The organism is Rhizobium cerradonense (assembly GCF_030182455.1).
Lineage (GTDB): Bacteria > Pseudomonadota > Alphaproteobacteria > Rhizobiales > Rhizobiaceae > Rhizobium.
The window spans coordinates 171,476-190,057 of record NZ_JAQJCK010000005.1; the positions used below are offsets into that span (position 1 = coordinate 171,476).

General features: G+C 60.5%; 16 protein-coding genes. 10 read left to right on the top strand and 6 right to left on the bottom strand.

Features of this window, described 5'->3' with window-relative positions; translation table 11 throughout:
• The first annotated feature begins 11 nt into the window (after positions 1–11).
• Together PH547_RS14250 and PH547_RS14255 are read left to right on the top strand one after the other, a co-directional pair.
• Positions 12–1,604 (top strand): DHA2 family efflux MFS transporter permease subunit, encoded by a 1,593-nt coding sequence (locus PH547_RS14250; RefSeq protein WP_283053991.1) that lies wholly within the window; start codon positions 12–14, stop codon positions 1,602–1,604.
• 284 nt (positions 1,605–1,888) lie between these two features.
• Complete coding sequence (locus tag PH547_RS14255) at positions 1,889–2,680, top strand: HpcH/HpaI aldolase family protein (RefSeq protein ID WP_483315544.1); 792 nt, start codon at positions 1,889–1,891, stop codon at positions 2,678–2,680.
• A 56-nt stretch (positions 2,681–2,736) separates the two neighbouring features.
• Here the strand turns inward: PH547_RS14255 and PH547_RS14260 are convergent, their stop codons facing one another.
• The 3 genes from PH547_RS14260 to PH547_RS14270 all read right to left on the bottom strand — a co-directional run bounded on the left by PH547_RS14260 (position 2,737) and on the right by PH547_RS14270 (position 5,009).
• Positions 2,737–3,402, bottom strand: a complete 666-nt coding sequence (locus PH547_RS14260; protein ID WP_285168639.1) for a YiiX/YebB-like N1pC/P60 family cysteine hydrolase — start codon at positions 3,400–3,402, stop codon at positions 2,737–2,739.
• Positions 3,403–3,544: 142 nt separating this feature from the next.
• Positions 3,545–3,694 carry a hypothetical protein gene (locus tag PH547_RS14265; protein ID WP_260305085.1) on the bottom strand — a complete coding sequence of 50 codons (150 nt, stop codon included), beginning with the start codon at positions 3,692–3,694 and terminating at the stop codon, positions 3,545–3,547.
• Between the two features lie 121 nt (positions 3,695–3,815).
• Positions 3,816–5,009, bottom strand: coding sequence for a Gfo/Idh/MocA family protein (locus PH547_RS14270; protein ID WP_285168640.1), 1,194 nt, complete (start codon positions 5,007–5,009; stop codon positions 3,816–3,818).
• Positions 5,010–5,198: 189 nt separating this feature from the next.
• Here PH547_RS14270 and PH547_RS14275 point away from each other — a divergent pair, with 189 nt between their 5' ends.
• The 8 genes from PH547_RS14275 (at position 5,199) to PH547_RS14310 (ending at position 14,842) form a co-directional block, all read left to right on the top strand.
• Positions 5,199–6,896, top strand: coding sequence for a dihydroxy-acid dehydratase (locus PH547_RS14275; RefSeq protein WP_285168641.1), 1,698 nt, complete (start codon positions 5,199–5,201; stop codon positions 6,894–6,896).
• Between the two features lie 150 nt (positions 6,897–7,046).
• Positions 7,047–8,057, top strand: coding sequence for a substrate-binding domain-containing protein (locus PH547_RS14280; RefSeq protein WP_285168642.1), 1,011 nt, complete (start codon positions 7,047–7,049; stop codon positions 8,055–8,057).
• 247 nt (positions 8,058–8,304) lie between these two features.
• Positions 8,305–9,234: a sugar phosphate isomerase/epimerase family protein gene (locus PH547_RS14285; protein WP_285168643.1), complete on the top strand. Its 930-nt coding sequence runs from the start codon at positions 8,305–8,307 to the stop codon at positions 9,232–9,234.
• An 11-nt stretch (positions 9,235–9,245) separates the two neighbouring features.
• On the top strand, positions 9,246–10,367 hold the full coding sequence (locus PH547_RS14290; protein WP_285168644.1) for a Gfo/Idh/MocA family protein: 1,122 nt from the start codon (positions 9,246–9,248) through the stop codon (positions 10,365–10,367).
• Positions 10,368–10,582: 215 nt separating this feature from the next.
• On the top strand, positions 10,583–11,830 hold the full coding sequence (locus tag PH547_RS14295) for an ABC transporter substrate-binding protein (protein WP_285168645.1): 1,248 nt from the start codon (positions 10,583–10,585) through the stop codon (positions 11,828–11,830).
• Positions 11,831–11,906: 76 nt separating this feature from the next.
• Positions 11,907–12,845 carry a carbohydrate ABC transporter permease gene (locus tag PH547_RS14300; RefSeq protein ID WP_285168646.1) on the top strand — a complete coding sequence of 313 codons (939 nt, stop codon included), beginning with the start codon at positions 11,907–11,909 and terminating at the stop codon, positions 12,843–12,845.
• Positions 12,845–13,753: a carbohydrate ABC transporter permease gene (locus PH547_RS14305; RefSeq protein ID WP_285168647.1), complete on the top strand. Its 909-nt coding sequence runs from the start codon at positions 12,845–12,847 to the stop codon at positions 13,751–13,753. Before PH547_RS14300 ends, PH547_RS14305 begins: the two co-directional genes overlap by 1 nt.
• Positions 13,754–13,756: 3 nt before the next feature.
• The gene (locus PH547_RS14310; RefSeq protein ID WP_260305077.1) at positions 13,757–14,842 is read left to right on the top strand and encodes an ABC transporter ATP-binding protein; all 1,086 of its coding nucleotides are present in this window, start codon (positions 13,757–13,759) and stop codon (positions 14,840–14,842) included.
• Between the two features lie 43 nt (positions 14,843–14,885).
• On the opposite strand, the gene PH547_RS14315 is transcribed toward PH547_RS14310, so the two are convergent.
• The 3 genes from PH547_RS14315 to PH547_RS14325 all read right to left on the bottom strand — a co-directional run bounded on the left by PH547_RS14315 (position 14,886) and on the right by PH547_RS14325 (position 18,576).
• Entirely contained in the window at positions 14,886–15,947 is a 1,062-nt protein-coding gene (locus PH547_RS14315) for a class I SAM-dependent methyltransferase (RefSeq protein ID WP_104826751.1), read from the bottom strand.
• Between the two features lie 182 nt (positions 15,948–16,129).
• A complete protein-coding gene (locus PH547_RS14320) occupies positions 16,130–16,681 on the bottom strand; it encodes a glutathione peroxidase (RefSeq protein ID WP_260305076.1) in 552 nt (183 codons plus the stop codon).
• Positions 16,682–16,788: 107 nt separating this feature from the next.
• Complete coding sequence (locus PH547_RS14325; RefSeq protein WP_260305075.1) at positions 16,789–18,576, bottom strand: gamma-glutamyltransferase family protein; 1,788 nt, start codon at positions 18,574–18,576, stop codon at positions 16,789–16,791.
• Positions 18,577–18,582 lie beyond the last annotated feature (6 nt).

Below are 18,582 nucleotides of genomic sequence, written 5' to 3' on the forward strand. Positions count from 1 at the left end.
AGTATTGAGCCATGTCCACCATCTCAGCCACCACCGCTATCGCCATCCCGCAGCCAAGCGCGAAGGCCAGCACCAGGGAATGGATCGCCGTACTCGCCGGCATGATCGGCGCCTTCATGGCGATCCTCAACATCCAGATCACCAATGCCTCGCTTCTCGATATAGAGGGTGGCATCGGCACGGGCGTCGATAACGGTGCCTGGATATCGACCTCCTATCTGATCGGCGAAATCGTCGTCATCCCGCTGACCGCTTTTTTCAGCAACGTCTTCTCGTTTCGCCGTTATATCCTCGTGAATTCGATCCTCTTCCCGCTGCTCTCGATCGCCTGTGCCTTTGCGCATGATCTTGGGACGATGATCGCGCTGCGCGGGCTGCAGGGCTTTGCCGGCGGCGTTCTGATCCCGATGGCCTTTACGATGATCCTCACCAAGCTGCCCAAGGCGCAGCAGCCGACCGGCCTTGCGATCTTCGCGCTATCGGTCACGGTTGCTCCTGCCATCGGCCCTACCATCGGCGGTTATCTGACGGAGAATTACGGCTGGCAGACGATCTTCTTCATCAATGCCCTGCCGAGCGCCATCATGGCGATCGCCCTTGCCCTGACACTCGAAAAGGGGCCGCTGCAACTTGGCCTTCTGAAGCACGGCGACTGGGCTGGCATCGTGACGATGGCAATCGGGCTTTCGGCGCTACAGACCGTGCTCGAGGAGGGCAATAAGGATGACTGGTTCTCCTCGCCCTTCATTCTGAAGCTCAGCACTATCGCTGTCGTTTCGCTCAGCGCCTTCATCTGGATAGAGTTGACCGTTCAGAATCCGCTGGTGAAGCTGCGGCTTTTGAAGCAACGCAATTTCGGCATCGGCGTTCTCGTCAACGTGCTGGTCGGCTTCGCGCTCTTCGGCTCGGTCTATATCCTGCCGCAATATCTCGGCCAGGTGCAGCGTTACAATGCCGAGCAGATCGGCAACGTGCTCGCCTGGACCGGCTTGCCGCAACTCATCCTCATTCCGCTGGTTCCGGTGATGATGAAGCGCTTCGACGTCCGCTATATCGGCTTCCTCGGTATCGCCATCTTTGCCATAAGCTGCTTCATGAACGTGACGCTTTCCGCCGACACCGCGGGTGATCAGTTCTGGATACCGAATATCGTGCGCGCTATCGGTCAGGCCATGGTCATCACGCCGATCACCGCCATCACGACAGCCGGCATTGCACCTGCCGATGCCGCCGCCGCATCCGGCTTGACCAATATGCTGCGAAATCTCGGCGGCGCGGTCGGAACGGCAACGCTCGGCACCGTGCTCACCAAGCGCGAGCAGTTCCATTCCAACATCATCGGCCAGTCGGTGACGCTGGCGCGCGATGAGGTGAGGGAGCGGCTGACGCAGACGACCAATTATTTCCTGTCGCACGGCGTTTCGGATCATGCCCTTGCCGCGCAGAAAGCAACGGTCGCCCTCGGCAGCATCATCAAGCGGCAAGCACTGATCATGGGCTTCAGCGACACCTTCGCCGTCATCGGCATCCTCTTGGCGACCGCCGCAATCGCCACGCTTTTTGCCCGCAAACCGCAGCCCGGCGGCGGGGCAGGGGCTCATTGATACGGTCGCCCATTGCTGGGCAGCGAAATATTGGACCGCGACAAGCTACCCCAGCTTGCCGCGGTCGCCGTTGTAAGATAGCCGCAGACCAATGGTGAGTTTTCCTATCCGCGCAACGTCGCGCGCATCTTTCGGGTAGCCGAGGCGCGGGAATCCGGTATTGTCGGCATCAACGACGAATGGCTGTCGCCCACTCGGCGGCGAAGGCTCGAAAGACGGCATCGAAAAGTATCTGAAGTGAAATATCTCGCCCTCAGCGGGCTTGGTAATTGAGGAAAATCATTATGACCACTGATATCGACGGTTTCGCGGGTCGCCTGAAGCGCCGGGAAAATGGCGGCATGATCTCAGCCTGGATCGGCACGCCCGATCCGCTGCTAGTCAATCACCTCTCGCAGGAAGCTTTCGACACCATTGTCCTCGATATGCAGCATGGAATGTGGGACATGGCCTCCGCGGCGAACGGCATTGCGCAGGTGCGCCTGGCCGGCAAGCCGGCGATCGCGCGCATCCCGGTCGGCGATTTCGCGTCAGCGTCGCGGCTGCTCGATGCCGGTGCCTCCGCCATCATTGCGCCGATGATCAATTCCGCCGATGACGCCCGCGCTTTGGTCAAGGCAACGAAATATCCGCCGCTCGGCGAACGGAGCTGGGGACCTTCGCTCGCGCTCAATCATTTCGGCATCGCTGCTGACGAGTATCTGCAGGGCGCCAACGGCCTGACTGTCACCATCGCCATGGTCGAGACCCGCGCGGCGCTCGATGCCATCGATGAAATCCTCGCGGTCGACGGCATCGACGGCATCTTCATCGGCCCGTCCGATCTCTCCATCGCGCTCTCGAATGGCGCGCGTCTGGCGCCCGACAGCGCCGCGATCGATCAGACATTGGCGCATGCAGTGGCGCGTTGCCGCGCCTATGGCAAGCTGATCTGCGCCTTCGGCACGGACGGCGAACGCGCCGGGCAATTCCTGAAGCTCGGCCTGGATCTCGTCATTGCCGGCGCCGAAACCGCACAGCTCCGCGCCGGTGCTCGCGCTGCAATTACCGCTGCCCGCAAGGTTGCGGCTTCCTGATCGGGATTGGAGCCAATTCGGCATCGAGGATCTTTGGTGATGGGGTGGACACCCCATCACAGCGGGTAGTTCGAATAAATCATCCTGAGATTTGGATCATTGGCGATGCTCACTGGAGTGACGAGGCTCTGATTGAGGATGTATTTATAGCACTGATCGAAATCGTAGCCGCGCTCAGTGCATTCGCTATCGCGCTGCCACCGCGACTGCACCAGGTTTCTGACAAGCATGTTGTCGATGTGTAGCTCAGATATTTTCTGCACCTTGCCGATCTCGATGCCCGCAGCCTTGTAGGCGAGATAGGGCAGTTCACTGCAGTAAATCGCATCGTTGTTGAACGAGAAAAACAGGTCATAGGGTTTGCCGTAGAGCGTGCGGGCGTAGGACAGGAGCTGCCGTGCGGTTTCGGGGGTGAGTCGCGGATCGCGATAGATCGCCACCTGTCTCAACAAACCGCGATTGACCCAGGTTTTCAGCGGTGTTTCCTTGACCTTTGCCCCGGCCTCGATGACCGTGATTGCCCCATTGTCGTTTTTGATGATGCCCATGTGTGAAAAGGCAGAACCAGTGGCGAATATGATCGCGCTTGATTGGTTACTGGTCGATGTCTGAAAAATCAGATCGCCGTCTTTGAGCGGCGGATAATCGCCGCCTGCCATGGCATAGAGCGTTCCGACGACAAGACAAACGCACAGGATCGCAATAGCCGTCAACTTCTTCATGCGATCCCCGTAACCGTTTGAAAGCGCTCGATTAGGCCGCTTTTACCAAGGCTCTTTTGCTGCTGAAACATGGCGCGCAAAAGGCCAATCATGAAACTCACGGCAGGGATCATTATTGCCGCAATGGAGTCGTCGCGATCCTTCAGGGGGCGATTTTTACATAGCAGGGATTGTACATGTTAAAGCCGCAGCCACCGCCGACGGCTTGTGCCGGCGTGATAAAATTTTGCAATGCGATCAATACCAGCGCGGCGGCGATCACAGTCAGAATCGTCTTCGTATATTTGTCCATTATATTCCCCTCAATATACAACTTATGCGGATGGGTCTAATGTGATTCTCGTGCGATTGCGAGGGGAATGCGGATCGAAATCTGTGGCGCGGACCCGGATGGAAAAGTCATAGTCCGGACATCAATACCGATCGTGCTCATAGACCACGTCAGCCCACGTTCCCGTCGCCGTCGACTGCAGGCAGGCGTCGATGAAGGCGAGGCCGTCAACGCCGGTCCAGGCATTGGGCGTCAGTTCCGCCAGCGGGTCAGGCTCGGCGCCGGCAATGCGGGCGGCAACCAGTTCGGCGAAATCGGTGTAGATATTGGCGAAGGCTTCGAAGAAGGCTTCGGGGTGGCCGGTGGGCAGGCGGGTGCCTCGCTGGGCATGCGGATGCAGGCTCGGAAGGCCGCGCGTGCGTAGCTCGTCGGCGCGGTTCAGCCGCATGACGCGCAGATCGTTGGCTTCGGCCTGGTTCCACGAGATGCCACCGTCTTCGCCATAAGCCTCGATGCTGACGACATTCTGCGCGCCGGTCGCCACCTTGCTCACCAGCATCTGGCCTCGCGTACCGTCATCGAATCTGAGGATCACTTGCGCCGTATCGTGTGCCGTGCGGCCGGGTAACGATGGGCCGACATCGGCAAGCACTGCGGCGATGCGGCGACCGCAAACAAAGCTCATCAGTTGATGCGCATGCACGCCGATATCCCCAAGCACATGGCTCTTGCCGCCCTTGGCCGTATCGAGCCGCCATTTGGTGCGTGGCGCCATCTTGTCCGGCTCGGCCTCGACAGGTCGGCTGAGCGAGCCCTGTACATAGCGGACATTGACGAGACGGAGAGCGCCGATCTCGCCGCCGGTGACGGTGGCACGCGCCTCGCGCACCATGGGATAGCCGGAATAATTATGGGTGAGCGACAGGATGCGGCCGCGGTCATGCGCCTTGCGGGCGAGCGCTAGCGCGCTGTCGTAATCGTTGGTCAGCGGCTTGTCGCAGATGACGTCAAGACCGGCGTCGAGAGCAGCGGCCGCATATTCATAATGGCTGTCGTTCGGCGTCATGATGGCGACCGCGTCGATGCCGTCAGCCCGCAGGGTTTCGGCTTCGATCATGCTCCATACATCGGCATAGCCGCGCTTGATGCCAAAGGCATGGGCGGAGTTTAGCGACCGCTCCGGATCGGAGGAGAAGACGCCGGCCGTAAGATCGAAGCAATCGTCGAGGCGTGCGGCAGTGCGATGCACCGGACCGATAAGCGAACCCTGCGCACCGCCGATCAGGCCGAGCCGCACCCGCCTGCCAAGAAGTTTGAAAACCACAGCCTGCGACATGGGAACGCGCCTTTCTTACTGACCGATGAGAGAAATTAGATAGCGCAATCCTAACATTAGCACAGCGCCGCGCTCGACATTTTGCATGTAGCTCAGCCAATATGGCAATGAGATATAGGTTCGGGGAAAACCGATCCGACGGATAGCAGCCGGTCGATCCAGGCGCGTTTTCCTAACGGGAGGGCAGATATGAGCAAGCCGGGAAAAGGTATCCGCAACGGTCTCACCAATTACGGCGATCCTCGTTTTGCCGCCTATCTGCGCCGCTCCTTCGCCTCTTCGATGGGGTATTCGCGCACCATGCTGGAAAAACCGGTCATCGGCATCACCTGGACGGCAAGCGGCTTCAACAATTGTCACCGCAACGTGCCGGAGCTGGTGGAGGCGGTTAAACGTGGCGTGCTGGCATCCGGAGGCCTGCCGCTCGATTTCCCCGTGACCTCGCTCGGTGAAGTCTTCCTCAATCCGACCAGCATGGTCTTCCGCAATCTGATGGCGATGGATGTGGAAGAAATGGTCCGCGCCCAGCCGATGGATGCCGTCGTGCTCGTCGGCGGCTGCGACAAGACTTTGCCAGCGCTGGTAATGGGCGCGGCCTCCGCCGGCAAGCCGGCAATCGTGCTGTCCACCGGGCCGATGATGACCTCGCGTTATCAAGGCGAGCGGCTCGGCGCCTGCACGGATTGCCGCCGTTTCTGGGGCCGCTATCGCGCCGGTGAGCTGAACGACAGGCAGATCGATGCCGTGGAAGGCGCTCTGGCGACGACCGCGGGCACCTGCGCGGTGATGGGAACGGCCAGCAGCATGGCAATCATGCTGGAGGTGATGGGCCTGATGTTACCCGGAACGGCAGCGATTCCCGCCGTCCATGCCGATCGCCTGCGAGCAGCGGAAGCGACGGGTGCTGCCGCAATGGGCTTGGTTTCGTCGGGAACGACCGTTCGCGAGACCGTCACCCAGGCGAGCATCGACAATGCGCTGAAGACCTTGCTCGCGATTGGTGGTTCGACCAATGCCATTATCCATCTGGCGGCGATCGCGGGACGGCTCGGCCTGAAGGTCGATCTGCAGGCGCTGAATGCGATGTCCGACGTAACACCTGTGCTCGTCGATCTCAAGCCGACGGGCGACGCCTATATGGAGGATTTCTTCTACGCCGGCGGCGTCGGCGCATTGCTGAAGCGTCTTGGTGATCACCTCGACCTATCGGCACGCACGGTCACGGGAGAAACGCTTGCTGAGCTAGTTCCCGATGATGATGCCTGGGTGGACGATAAGATCATCCGCCCGACCGAAACGCCGATCCGCGCTGACGGCGGTCTCGTGGCGCTGTTCGGAAACCTGGCGCCAAAAGGGGCGATCCTCAAGCGCGCGGCGGCCGACGAGAGGCTCTTTGAAAAGACCGGCCGCGCCGTCGTTTTCGAAGGGCTCAAGGACCTTTCGGAGCGGAGCGACGATCCCGATCTCGAGGTGACGGAAGACGATATTCTCGTGCTGAAGAATGCCGGCCCGAAGGCCGCTGGCATGCCGGAGGCTGGCTATCTGCCGATACCGGCCAAGCTGGCGCGCAAGGGTGTGAGGGACATGCTGCGCATCTCGGACGCGCGCATGAGCGGCACGGCTTACGGGACGATCGTACTGCATGTTTCGCCTGAATCCGCGGCAGGCGGGCCGCTGGCGCTGGTCCGCAACGGCGACCTGATCCGCATCAGCGTCAGGGAACGGCGTTTGGATCTGTTGGTCGACGAGGCGGAGCTTGCCAAGCGCGATCCGACGCCCGCACCTCCCGCCGAGACCCGCGGCTGGCTCGGCCTCTACAACAAGCATGTCCTCCAGGCCGAGGACGGCTGCGACCTCGATTTTCTTGTTGGGGAAAGCCATCAATAGAGATCGCGACATCCTGACGACCCAAGGGCCGTGCTTGCACGCGCATTTGACAGCGGGCATTGTCGGGCAGGCGAAGTGAAGCGAAGGGATTTGTCCAGCATGCAGGGATCGGGGATAGGGCGCGGCTTGCGGCGTGATGCGGGTCAGCGAGTGACGTTGCGCACTGTCGCGACCACACTTGGCCTGTCGATCACCACCGTCAGCCGCGCGCTGAAGGAAGGCCCTGAGGTCAATCGCGAAACCATCGAGCTGGTGAAGCGGGTAGCCGGCGAACTCGGCTATCGCCCGAACCTCGGCGGCCTCAATCTCCGCACCGGCAAGACCCATGCCATCGGCATCGTGCTGCCCTTCGAGCGCGAAGGCGAGATGAACATCGTCGTCGCCTCGCTGGTGGAAGGCGTGTCGCGCCATATGAAGGGCTGCGGCTACCGGACGACCGTCGTGCCGCAGTTGCAGGCAGACGATCCCTTGGCGACGGTTCGCGATCTCGTCGAAGAGGGCTCTGTCGACGGCATCATCATTACCCATACGAGACCGCAGGACGACCGCGTCAAATATCTGCTGGAGGTCGGCACGCCCTTCGTCACCTTCGGGCGCACCGAACTCTTGAGTGTCCACCCGAGCGTTGATCTCGATCATGAGGTGATCGGTGCGGAAGCAGCGCGGCTGCTGCTCGATGCCGGCCATCACCGGCCGCTTCTGATCGCGCCGTCCAGCCAGTTCACTTACAGCCTGCAATTCGTCAAAGGCTGGAGCAAGACCTTTACGTCGCGCAACCTCATCGTTCCCGACGACCTTATTCACTTTGCCGCAACGACGCCGGACAGCGGCCAGGAGCTGGCGAAAAATATCGTCGCCTGGCATCCGGAGGCGACCGGCGCCTTCGTTGCCAGTGAAGAGGCAGCTCTCGGCTTCCTCGCCGGGCTGCGCAAGGCCGGCCGGCATGCGGGCAAGGATTTCGGCTTGATCACCTATGGCGGCACCCGATTGCACGATTTCTTCAATCCGCCGCTCAGCGCCTTCTATTATTCCAACTATACCATCGGGGAGCGCCTTGCCTCCCTCTTATACCGCGCGATCGACGGTGACGATCCGGTCAATCTGCGCGAACTGGTGCATGCGGAATTCGTGGATCACGACAGCCAGGCGCTCTCTGCATAATTTCGATCCGCTTCCAAACATCAAGTGATCCGTCGAAGCCATTCGTAACGTTATCATTTCAGGTGACGCCGGAGAATCCATGCCTAACGGGCTGAAAAGGATTGCTTGACAGAATTGCGGCCATCTATCATTCGTAACGTTACGAATTGCTGATTGGAGGGATAAGAGGCTCCGTTCGGCAGAGAATGTCAGCTAGAGAACGGGAGCCTCGTATCTCGCAGGCAACCGCATTCCATGGGAGGATGTCATGGGCGCCGGCTCGCTTTTTTTCGGATCGCCAATCTGGACGTTCAACTGGAACCCGCCCTACGAGGCGTCGCTGAAGCGGCTCGCGCGTACCGGCTGCAAGGGTTTCGAACTCACCGCCTGGTCGGTCGATATGCTGGACTATTATACGCCGGCGACAATCCGCGGTCTGAAGGAGATCGCTGCGGATGAGGGGCTGACGCTCACCAATTTCTTTTTCAATTTGCCCTTCAGCCGCCAGGCGGGCGCCGCCTTTTCCACCGTCGATCTCGACGGCTACAAGCGCGGCGTCGATATCGTGGCGGAGATCGGCGCGCCGATCATGACCAGCATGACGCCCTATCCATTCCAATCCGACGTCAAGCCGATCCTGCAGCGGCCGATCTCGCAGGAGTGGACGGCCGCCGTCGAGCCGCAATGGGACTGGACGGCGGAATACAACGCCGTCGTCGATGGTTTCGCCAAGGCCTGCGAAATCGCAGGATCAGCCGGTCTGCGCGTCGCCATCGAGCCGCATCCTTATCGCTGGGTCAGTTCCGGCCAGGGCATGCTGCGGTTGATCGAGCGCACGGGTGCTTCGAACCTTGGTCTGAACTTCGACCCAAGCCACCTCTTTCCGGCCGGGGACATGCCGCACTATGTCGTACTGGCGCTCGGCGACCGCATCTTCAACACGCATTTCTCCGACAATGAGGGCCATACCAATGCCCACTGGCGCCCGGGGCGCGGCAAGATCGACTGGAAAGCGATCTTCGCCGCTCTGCAGGCGATCGGCTATTCCGGTCCGATCACGCTGGAGCTGGAGGATGCGCCCGGGGCGTCGCACTGGACGCATTTCCGCGAGGCGACACCCGAATTCGATCAGGAGATGCGGCGTGGCATGAACTATCTGCGCGACGCCGCCGCTGAACTCAACATCACCATTTCCTAGAGGCTATATTCATGAGCACCGCACCCATGAAAGTCGGCATCGTCGGCGCTGGAAACATCAGCGCCACCTATGTCGCAACCCTGCACGTGTTCGATTTCATCCGCGTCAAATCGGTCTACGATCTTTATGAAGGGCCAGCACAAAAGCTTGCCGCCCAATTCGGCATAGAGGCAGTCTCACTCGATGCCATGCTTGCCGACCCGGAAATCGGCCTGATCATCAACCTGACGACGCCGGTCTCGCATTACATGATCAGCAAGAAGGCGCTTCTTGCCGGCAAGCATGTCTATTCGGAAAAGCCGCTTGGCATCAGCATGTCGGAAGCCGAGGAGCTGATGTCGATCGCTCGCGCCGGCGACCTGCGCCTCGGCTGTGCGCCCGACACGTTTCTCGGCGGTGGCCATCAGTTGACGCGCCGGCTGTATGATGAGGGCCGCATCGGCAAGGCGGTGTCGGCCACCGCCATGCTGCTTCTGCCCGGCCATGAGCATTGGCATCCGAACCCGGCCTTCTTCTACGGCCGCGGCGGCGGACCGATGCTCGATGTCGGTCCCTATTACGTCACCAACCTGATCGCATTGCTCGGTCCGGTACGTGAAGTTTTCGGCACCGCCAAGATCACCCGCATCGAACGCGAGGTGAAGACCGATCCGCGCCGCGGCGAGACGATCAAGGTGCTGGTGCCGACGCATCTGACCGGTGTGATGGAGTTCCACAGCGGCGCGACGATCACCATCGCCACGAGTTTCGATGTCATCAAACACAAGCACAATCAGATCGAGATTTACGGCTCCGAGGGAAGCATGGTAACACCGGACCCGAATAATTTTAGCGGCAAGGTTGAGATATTCCGCGATGGCGGTGAAGCCTGGGAAGAGATCCCCGTCGACCATCCCTACACGGAAGGCGTGCCGGGCCATCTCGGGCTGCGTGGTTTGGGCGCGGCCGAAATGGTAGATTCCCTTCGCGCAGGGCGCCAGCATCGCGTATCCTCGGAACTCGCCTTCCACGCATTGGAAGTGATGACCGCTTTCGAGCGTTCGGCACAGTCGCGCAAGGTGGTTGCAATTCATAGCAGTAGCGGCCGTCCGGATCCGATCCCGCGCACAATTAATGAGGGACGTTTCGCATAGGCTGGGTTATAGAGAATTAGGAGAATTGGCAGTCCTCTGAGACTGCATGCTTGACGAACGGGCGATGCCGAGGAAGCATTGCCCGTTCGCCGCAGGGAATGGAGGCCCGGCGGCGCGGTTCTGGAGGACGACAGCATTCGGCACCCGATGGTCTTGTGACGGCGGCGGCTGAAATACAGGCGTTCAGAAGAACGCCACAAGAGGAGGAGGAGCATATGCGTGGATTGTTAATGGCATTGGTTGGCGCCACGGCGCTGATCGCAGTGGGCGTCACCGGCGCTCAGGCTGAGGGGAAGAGAGCCGAAGTCCTGCACTGGTGGACATCCGGTGGCGAAGCCGCAGCCGTGCGGGAACTGGCCAATGCATTCAACGCCGCCGGTGGCCAATGGGTGGACACCGCGATCGCGGGGTCCGGCTCGACCGCACGTCCGATCGGCATCAATCGCATCATCGGCGGCAATCCGCCGACAGCGATGCAGTTCAACACCGGCACGCAGATGAACGACCTGGCACAGCAGGGCCTGCTGCGTCCGCTCGACGATCTCGCCAAGGAGCAGGACTGGAAATCGGCGCTGACGCCGGCCTTCTATAATGCCATCCAGTTCCAGGGGCATATTTATGGCGCACCGATCAACGACCATGGCCAGAACTGGCTGTTCTACTCCAAGCCGGTTTTCGCCAAGGCAGGCGTGACTGAAGAGCCGAAAACCTGGGACGAAATGTTTGCTGCGCTCGACAAGATCAAGGCCGCCGGCCTGATCCCGGTCGCCGTTGGCGGTCAGCCCTGGCAACTCCAGTTGATGTTCAATGCCATCCTTCTCGGCGAAGGCGGCAAGGAACTCTATGCCAAGGTCTGGAAGGATCTCGACACCAACGCCGTCAAGTCCGACAAGTTCAAGCATGTGGCGGAAGTCTTCGCCAAGCTGCGCAACTATCAGGACCCGGGCAGCCCGAACCGTGATTGGAACGTAGCAACCGGCATGCTGATCGATGGAAAAGCCGGCATCCAGTTCATGGGCGACTGGGCCAAGGGCGAGTTCATCCATGCCAACATGGTCGCCGATAAGGATTTCGGCTGTATCCTCGGACCGGGCGAATCCAACTTCATGATGGGCGGCGACATCTTCGTCTTCCCGGTCCTGAAGGACAAGACGGCGACGGATGCACAGACGCTGCTTGCGACTGTGATCATGTCCAAGGAAGGCCAGCTCGCCTTCAACTCCAAGAAAGGCTCCGTGCCGGTCCGCCTCGACGTTGACACGTCCAAGCTCGATGCCTGCGCCCAGAAGGGCCTGATGGCGCTCAAGGATCCGAGCCGGCAGATTCTGGCGCCGGATGTGCTCACCGCTCAGGACATCGTTCAGACGGAGCAGGACCTCGTCGCCCAGTATTGGACGACCCCAAGCATGACGGCCGACCAGTTCGCCGACCAATTCGCACAGGTCATCGAACAGGCGAAGTAAGCCTCATCCGACATCCATGCGGCGGCAGGTCCTACCTGCCGCCGGTTTCCATGAATGCTGAGGAGGAGCTGAGGTCATGAGTACCCCCGAAACTGCTGCCGGAACCATTGCGGGGACCGGTGCCGGGACGGCTGCCACTAGGAAGAAGAGGCATCTTTCCGCCTATGTTGCCTTGTTCCCAGCCTTTATCATCGTCTTGCTCGCCTATGTCGTGACGGTTATCTGGAACATCTGGATATCGTTCACCGACAGCAAGGTATTGCCCGTCAACATCTTTGTCGGCACCAAGCAATACGAACGACTGTTCACGACGGCGCGCTGGATATTGTCGCTGCAAAATGTCGTTCTCTTCGGCATCCTCTTCATCGCCGGCTGCCTGATCCTGGGCTTTCTCCTTGCCGTAGCGCTGGATCAAAAGGTCCGGTTCGAAAATACGTTCCGGACGATCTTCCTCTATCCCTTCGCAATGTCCTTCATCGTCACCGGGCTCGTGTGGCAGTGGATCATGAACCCGACGCTCGGCCTGCAAAAGGTCGCCGACGCGATCGGGTTCACCTGGATCCGCTTCGACTGGATCGTCCAGAGCGATCTTGCGCTCTACGTCATCGTGCTCGCTGGTATTTGGCAATCGTCCGGATTGGTGATGGCAATCATGCTGGCGGGATTGCGCGGCGTCGATCGCGAACTCTGGAAGGCAACGCGCATCGACGGCATACCGGCATGGCGCGTCTATCTTCACATCGTCATTCCGATCCTGAGACCGACCATCATCACCGCCAGCGTGCTTCTGGCGATTGCCGTGGTCAGGGTTTACGAACTGGTGCTGGCAACGACTGGCGGCGGGCCGGGGATCTCGACCGAAGTGCCGGGAAAATTCATCATGGATTACCTCTTCGGCCGCGGCAATATCGGTCTCGCGACCGGAGCTTCGACCGTCATGTTCATCACCGTGGTCATCCTGGTCACACCATGGCTCTACTACGAATATTTCCGTGAAAAACCGAGGGGGAACTGATGACAGTGCCATCTTCCGTCGCAGTCGCCATGGAGGGGCCGGCCGGGCGTAAGCCCCAGCATTTGTCTCCGGCGCGTATCGGCCTCTACGCCTTTCTGGTCATAGCGGCTCTGTTCTTCCTGCTGCCGCTGTATGTAATGATCGTCACCTCGCTGAAATCCATGCCGGAAATTCGCCAAGGCAATATCTTCGCCTTTCCGCAGGTCTGGACAGGCGAAGCCTGGGTGCAGGCGTGGAGCACGGCCTGCACCGGCCTTGAATGCGGCGGCATCAGCGTCGGCTTCTGGAATTCGGTAAAGATCCTGATACCGAGCATGATACTGTCCATCTTCATCTCGTCTCTGACCGGCTATGCGTTGTCCTTCTGGCGGGTGAGGGGGGCCAACGTTCTCTTCGCCGTCCTGCTGCTCGGCGCCTTCATTCCCTATCAGGTCTTCATCTATCCGCTGGTGCTCATCTACCGCGGCGTCGGCATCTATTCGACGCTGCCGTGCATCATCATCACCCATACCGTCTTCGGCCTGCCGGTGCTGACGCTGCTGTTCCGAAACTATTATTCCAGCCTGCCGATGGAGTTGTTCAAGGCGGCCCGCGTCGATGGTGCGGGACTGTGGCAGATTTTCTTCCGGCTGATGATCCCCATGTCGATCCCGATCCTGGTAGTGGCGGCCATCCTGCAGGTTACCGGCATCTGGAACGACTTCCTCTTCGGCGTCGTCTTTGCCGGGCGGGAAAACTTCCCGATGACGGTTCAGCTCAACAACATCGTCAACTCCACCCAGGGCGAGAAGCTCTACAACGTCAACATGGCGGCAACCATCCTCACGGCCCTGGTTCCGTTGATCGTCTATTTCGGTTCAGGTCGCTGGTTCGTGCGCGGCATCACCGCGGGCGCAGTCAAGGGATAATCCATGGCCAATGTTTCCATTCGCGAACTAGCAATCGATTTCGGCAGCGTCAGCGTGCTGAAATCGTTGAATATTGAAATCCAGTCGGGCGAGTTCATCGTCCTTCTCGGACCGTCCGGCTGCGGCAAGTCCACCCTGCTCAACGCCATCGCCGGTCTTACCGACATCAGCGGCGGCCAGATCTGGATCGGCGACAGAAACGTAACCTGGGAGGAACCGAAGGATCGCGGCATCGGCATGGTGTTCCAGTCCTACGCGCTCTATCCGACGATGACGGTCGAGGGAAATCTGTCCTTCGGGCTGCGCATCGCCGGCATGGGCAAGGACGAGATCGCCGAGCGCGTCAATCGCGCAGTGCAGATCCTGCAGATCGATCCGTTGCGCAAGCGACGGCCGGGCGAACTTTCGGGCGGCCAACGCCAGCGTGTCGCCATCGGCCGCGCCCTGGTACGCGACGTCGATGTCTTCCTGTTCGACGAACCGCTTTCCAACCTCGACGCCAAGCTCCGCACCGAGCTGCGTGTCGAGCTGAAGCGCCTGCATGCCGGCCTCGGCTCGACAATGATCTATGTCACGCACGACCAGATCGAGGCACTGACGCTCGCCGACCGCATAGCCGTCATGAGCGGCGGCGTCATCCAGCAGTTCGCCGCGCCGAAGGAAATTTACCGCCGGCCGGTCAATCGCTTCGTTGCCGGTTTCGTCGGCTCGCCATCCATGAACTTCCTATCGGGGCAGGTGGCGAGCAATGGGGGTGCGCCCGCCTTCATCTTGACTGATGGACGCAAGATCGACCTGAATGGCTATGAGTTTTCTGGCACGCCCGGCGATGGCCGGTCGGCAACTCTCGGCGTGCGGCCGGAACAGATGCAGTTCGCCCCTGCCAATGGCCGCATGTCCAGCCTGCCGGCAACCTTCAGCATCGTCGAGCCCATGGGCTCGGACAATCTGGTCTGGGGCCAGGTCGGCAAGGAGACCATGTCGGTGCGCATCGATGCCGATGAGGAGGTTGCGTTGGAGAGCGAGCAGCCGGTCTATTTCCAGCCGGCGCTCGCGTCCCTGTTCGGTGAAGATGGTCAGCGTCTTTAAAGGATCGAGTTGCGCCGCGCGTTCACAGCGCGCGGCGCGGTCTTCATGCCCTGACTTCGAAGACCATGTTGAACGGCGTTTCAGTCGCCTTGCGGAAATGCGAATAGCCCGCATCCATGGCGACTTTGCGCAGTTTCATCTCACCGGCTTGCGCGCCCAAACCCAGACCGACTTCCTGCGATAATGAAGCCGGCGTGCAGATCATGGTCGAGGCGCCGTAGAAGACGCGGCCGACCGGATTGAGATTGTCCTTCAGGCAATCATGCGCGAAAGGCTCGACGATCATCCAGGTGCCGTCGTCAGCAAGGCTTTCCTTGACATGCTTGCCAGCACCCACGGGATCGCCCATGTCGTGCAGGCAATCGAACATCGCCACGAGATCATAGCCGGCAGCCGGGAAATCCTTGGCTGACGCCTGCTCGAAGGTGATGCGGCCGGCGACGCCTGCCTCCTTCGCTGCGGCTCTCGCCCGCTCGATAGAGGGGAGATGGTAGTCGAAACCGAAGAAGGTCGAGTTCGGATAGGCCTGCGCCATCAGGATGGTGGAGGCGCCATGACCGCAACCAACGTCGGCCACCGCAGCGCCGGCCTGAAGCTTTTCATCCAGGCCCTCGAGTGCCGGTATCCATTCCGAGACGAGGTGGCTGTTGTAGCCCGGCCGGAAAAACCGCTCTGTGCCGCGGAACAGGCAGGCGCTGTGTTCATGCCATCCGAGACCGCTACCGGTCTTGAAAGCATTGGCGATCTTCGGCTCGTCCATCCACATGGATTGAACGACATCGAAGGCGCCGGTAAAGAAGGCGGGGCTGTTTTCCTCAGCAAACACCATCGCCTGTTCGGGAGTCAGGTAGAAGCGTTCGGTCTTGTCGTCGTAGCTGACATAATCGGCTGCGGCTTGGGCCGACAGCCATTCGCGCACATAGCGCTCCTTCACGCCCACCTTGTCGGCCAGTTCCGTCGACGTCATCGGCGTACCATCCGCCATGGCTTTGAACAGGCCTAAATGGTCTCCGAGTGTCACCAACACTCCCGAGACCGCCGCGCCGACGTCGCCGACTAGGCGTCCGACCAGGGCGTCAAGTTTTTGCATATCAGGTTCGCGCATGACATCCTCCTCCCATCAGAACTGCTGCAGCGTTCCGTCCGGATATATTCGGAAGCCGGAAGATACTCCCGGCTAGGAGGGGAGGCAATGATACGACCGGGCTAAGCATCTTTGCGCTGCTGCCCTAGAGAAAGCGTAACCTATTGGGATTATGATATATTTTTCGAAATCTACGTCGTGCCTCAGCCGGCGCGGGCCAGCTCTTTTTCCAGAGCCGAGAGCAAGCGCGGATCGTCTGCCGTAACATCAGGTGCGAAGCGGGCAGCGACCTTGCCATCCCGGCCGATCACGAATTTCTCAAAGTTCCAGACGATCCCGCCATTCTGCCCGGTTTCGAGGCCGTGTTTCGCCAGGCGTTCCCGCATCGGCCCATCACCGGTCGTTTCGACGCCGGAGGCGATCAGGCTGTTGTAGAGCGGATGCCGCTCTTCGCCCGTCACTGCGATCTTGGAAAACATCGGAAACTGCACGTCATAGGTAAGGGTGCAGAAGCTCAAGATTTCGTCATTCGTGCCCGGTTCCTGGCCCTTGAAATCATTGGCAGGAAAGCCGGCAATGACGAGACCGTCATCGCGCTTGTCCTCGTAGAGCTTTTCCAGCCCTTCATATTGCACCGTCAGCCCGCATTTGGAGGCGACGTTGACGACCATGATGACCTTGCCGCGATAATCGGCAAGTGTCGTCTCGCTGCCATCGATCCGCTTCACCGGGATATCGAGCACGGTATCAGTCATCACAATCACTCCAAATCATTTTGAAAACAGGCTGCCGATATCAGCGCGCGAACCGGCTGAAGTCAACGGCACGATTGCGTTATGCGGCCAGATCCAGCCGCATCAGATTACCTCCCGACCGCATAGGCCTGCATTAAACGCGGCGTGGCGGCCGCACGCAGCAGGCCGCTGGCATCGCGCCGTGCGGCGGTCAGCCGGCCGACCGTCCATTCCGGCGCGACCGTCAGCTTGTGGCCCTTCTTGCGCAATGCATCGAGCACCTCGGCGCTGAAATTGGCCTCCGCCGTAATGCTGCCGGGCTCGCGTGTGCGGGGATAGAAGGAGCTCGGGAAATGCGCGCTGTGGAACAGCGGCTGATCGATTGCCTCCTGCAGGTTCATGCCGTGATGGGCGTAGCGCAGGAAGAAGGAGAGTTGCCATTGTTCCTGCTGGTCGCCGCCCGGCGTGCCGAAGGCAAGCGTCGGACGACCCTCGTAGAGGCCGAGCGATGGCGTCAGCGTGGTGCGCGGCCGCTTGCCGGGCGCGAGCGACGAAGGCAGGCCGGGCTTCAGCCAAAACATTTGCGCGCGTGAATTGAGGCAGAAGCCGAGACCGGGGATGACCGGCGAAGATTGCAGCCAACCGCCCGAGGGCGTCACCGAGACCATATTGCCTTCGCGGTCGATGACGTCGATATGCACGGTATCGCCGCGTTTTTCCCTCAGATGAGACATGGTCGGCTCGTAGACCACGCCAGCCTTGGCTTCCGGTGTTTCCAGCATGTCCATGGTGAGGTCATACTGGCTTTCGAAGCCGGGTAGCCTGCCGGGACGCAGGTCATAGGACGCTTGCGAGGTGATCAGCTTGCGGCGCTCTTCGGCATAGGCATCCGACAACAGGATATCGAGCGGCACCTTGGAGAAGTTCGGATCGCCGTAATAGACCTCGCGGTCGGCAAAGGCGAGCTTCATCGCTTCCGTGATCGTGTGGACGAAATCTGCGCCGGCCGGATCCATGGCTGCGATATCGAAACCCTTCAGCAGCGACAGCGTCTGCAGGAAAGCTGGCCCCTGGCCCCAAGGGCCGATCTTGGCGATCGTCCAGCCGTGATAGTCATAAGTCAGCGGCTCTTCGATCGTTGGCGACCAGTTGGCCATGTCATCGGCCGTCAGCACGCCCTTGTGGCGTTGGCCGCTCGCATCCATGACTTCCGCCTTGCGGAGGTAAGCGTCGATCGCCTCGGCGACAAAGCCGCGATAGTAAGCGTCGCGCGCCGCTTCGATTTGCGCCTCGCGGCCGCTTTTGCTTTCCGCCTCCGCGACCACGCGCTTCCAGGTTTCGGCAAGCACCGGGTTCTTGAAGTTCGACCAAGGTTCGGGAGCGAAGCCGCCTGGCAGCCAGGTTTCATAGGAGGTCGGCCACTCCTTGCGATAGAAATCGGCAAGGCCGGCTATGGTCTCGCAGACGCGCGGCAGCACGGGATGGCCATTTTCGGCATAGTGGATGGCTGGCTCGAGGACGTCGCGGACGGTGAGCTTGCCATAGTCGCGCAGCATCAGCATCCAGCCGCCGAAGGAGCCGGGGATAACGGTTGCAAGCAGGCCGTCGCCGGGGATCAGAGACAGGCCCTCGCTCCCATAATGTTCGAGCGTGGCGCCGGCGGGAGCCGTCCCCTGGGCACAGATGACTTCGACCTTGTCCTTCTTCTTGGAATAGATCACCGCCGGCATATCGCCACCGGGACCGCAGAGATGCGGCTCGACGATCTGCAGGACAAAGCCGGTCGCAACAGCCGCATCGAACGCGTTGCCGCCCTTTTCGAGGATGCTCATGCCGACCGCCGAGGCGATCCAATGCGTGGAGGTGACGACACCGAAGGTGCCGAGAATTTCCGGACGTGTCGTAAATGCGGTCATTGCAGC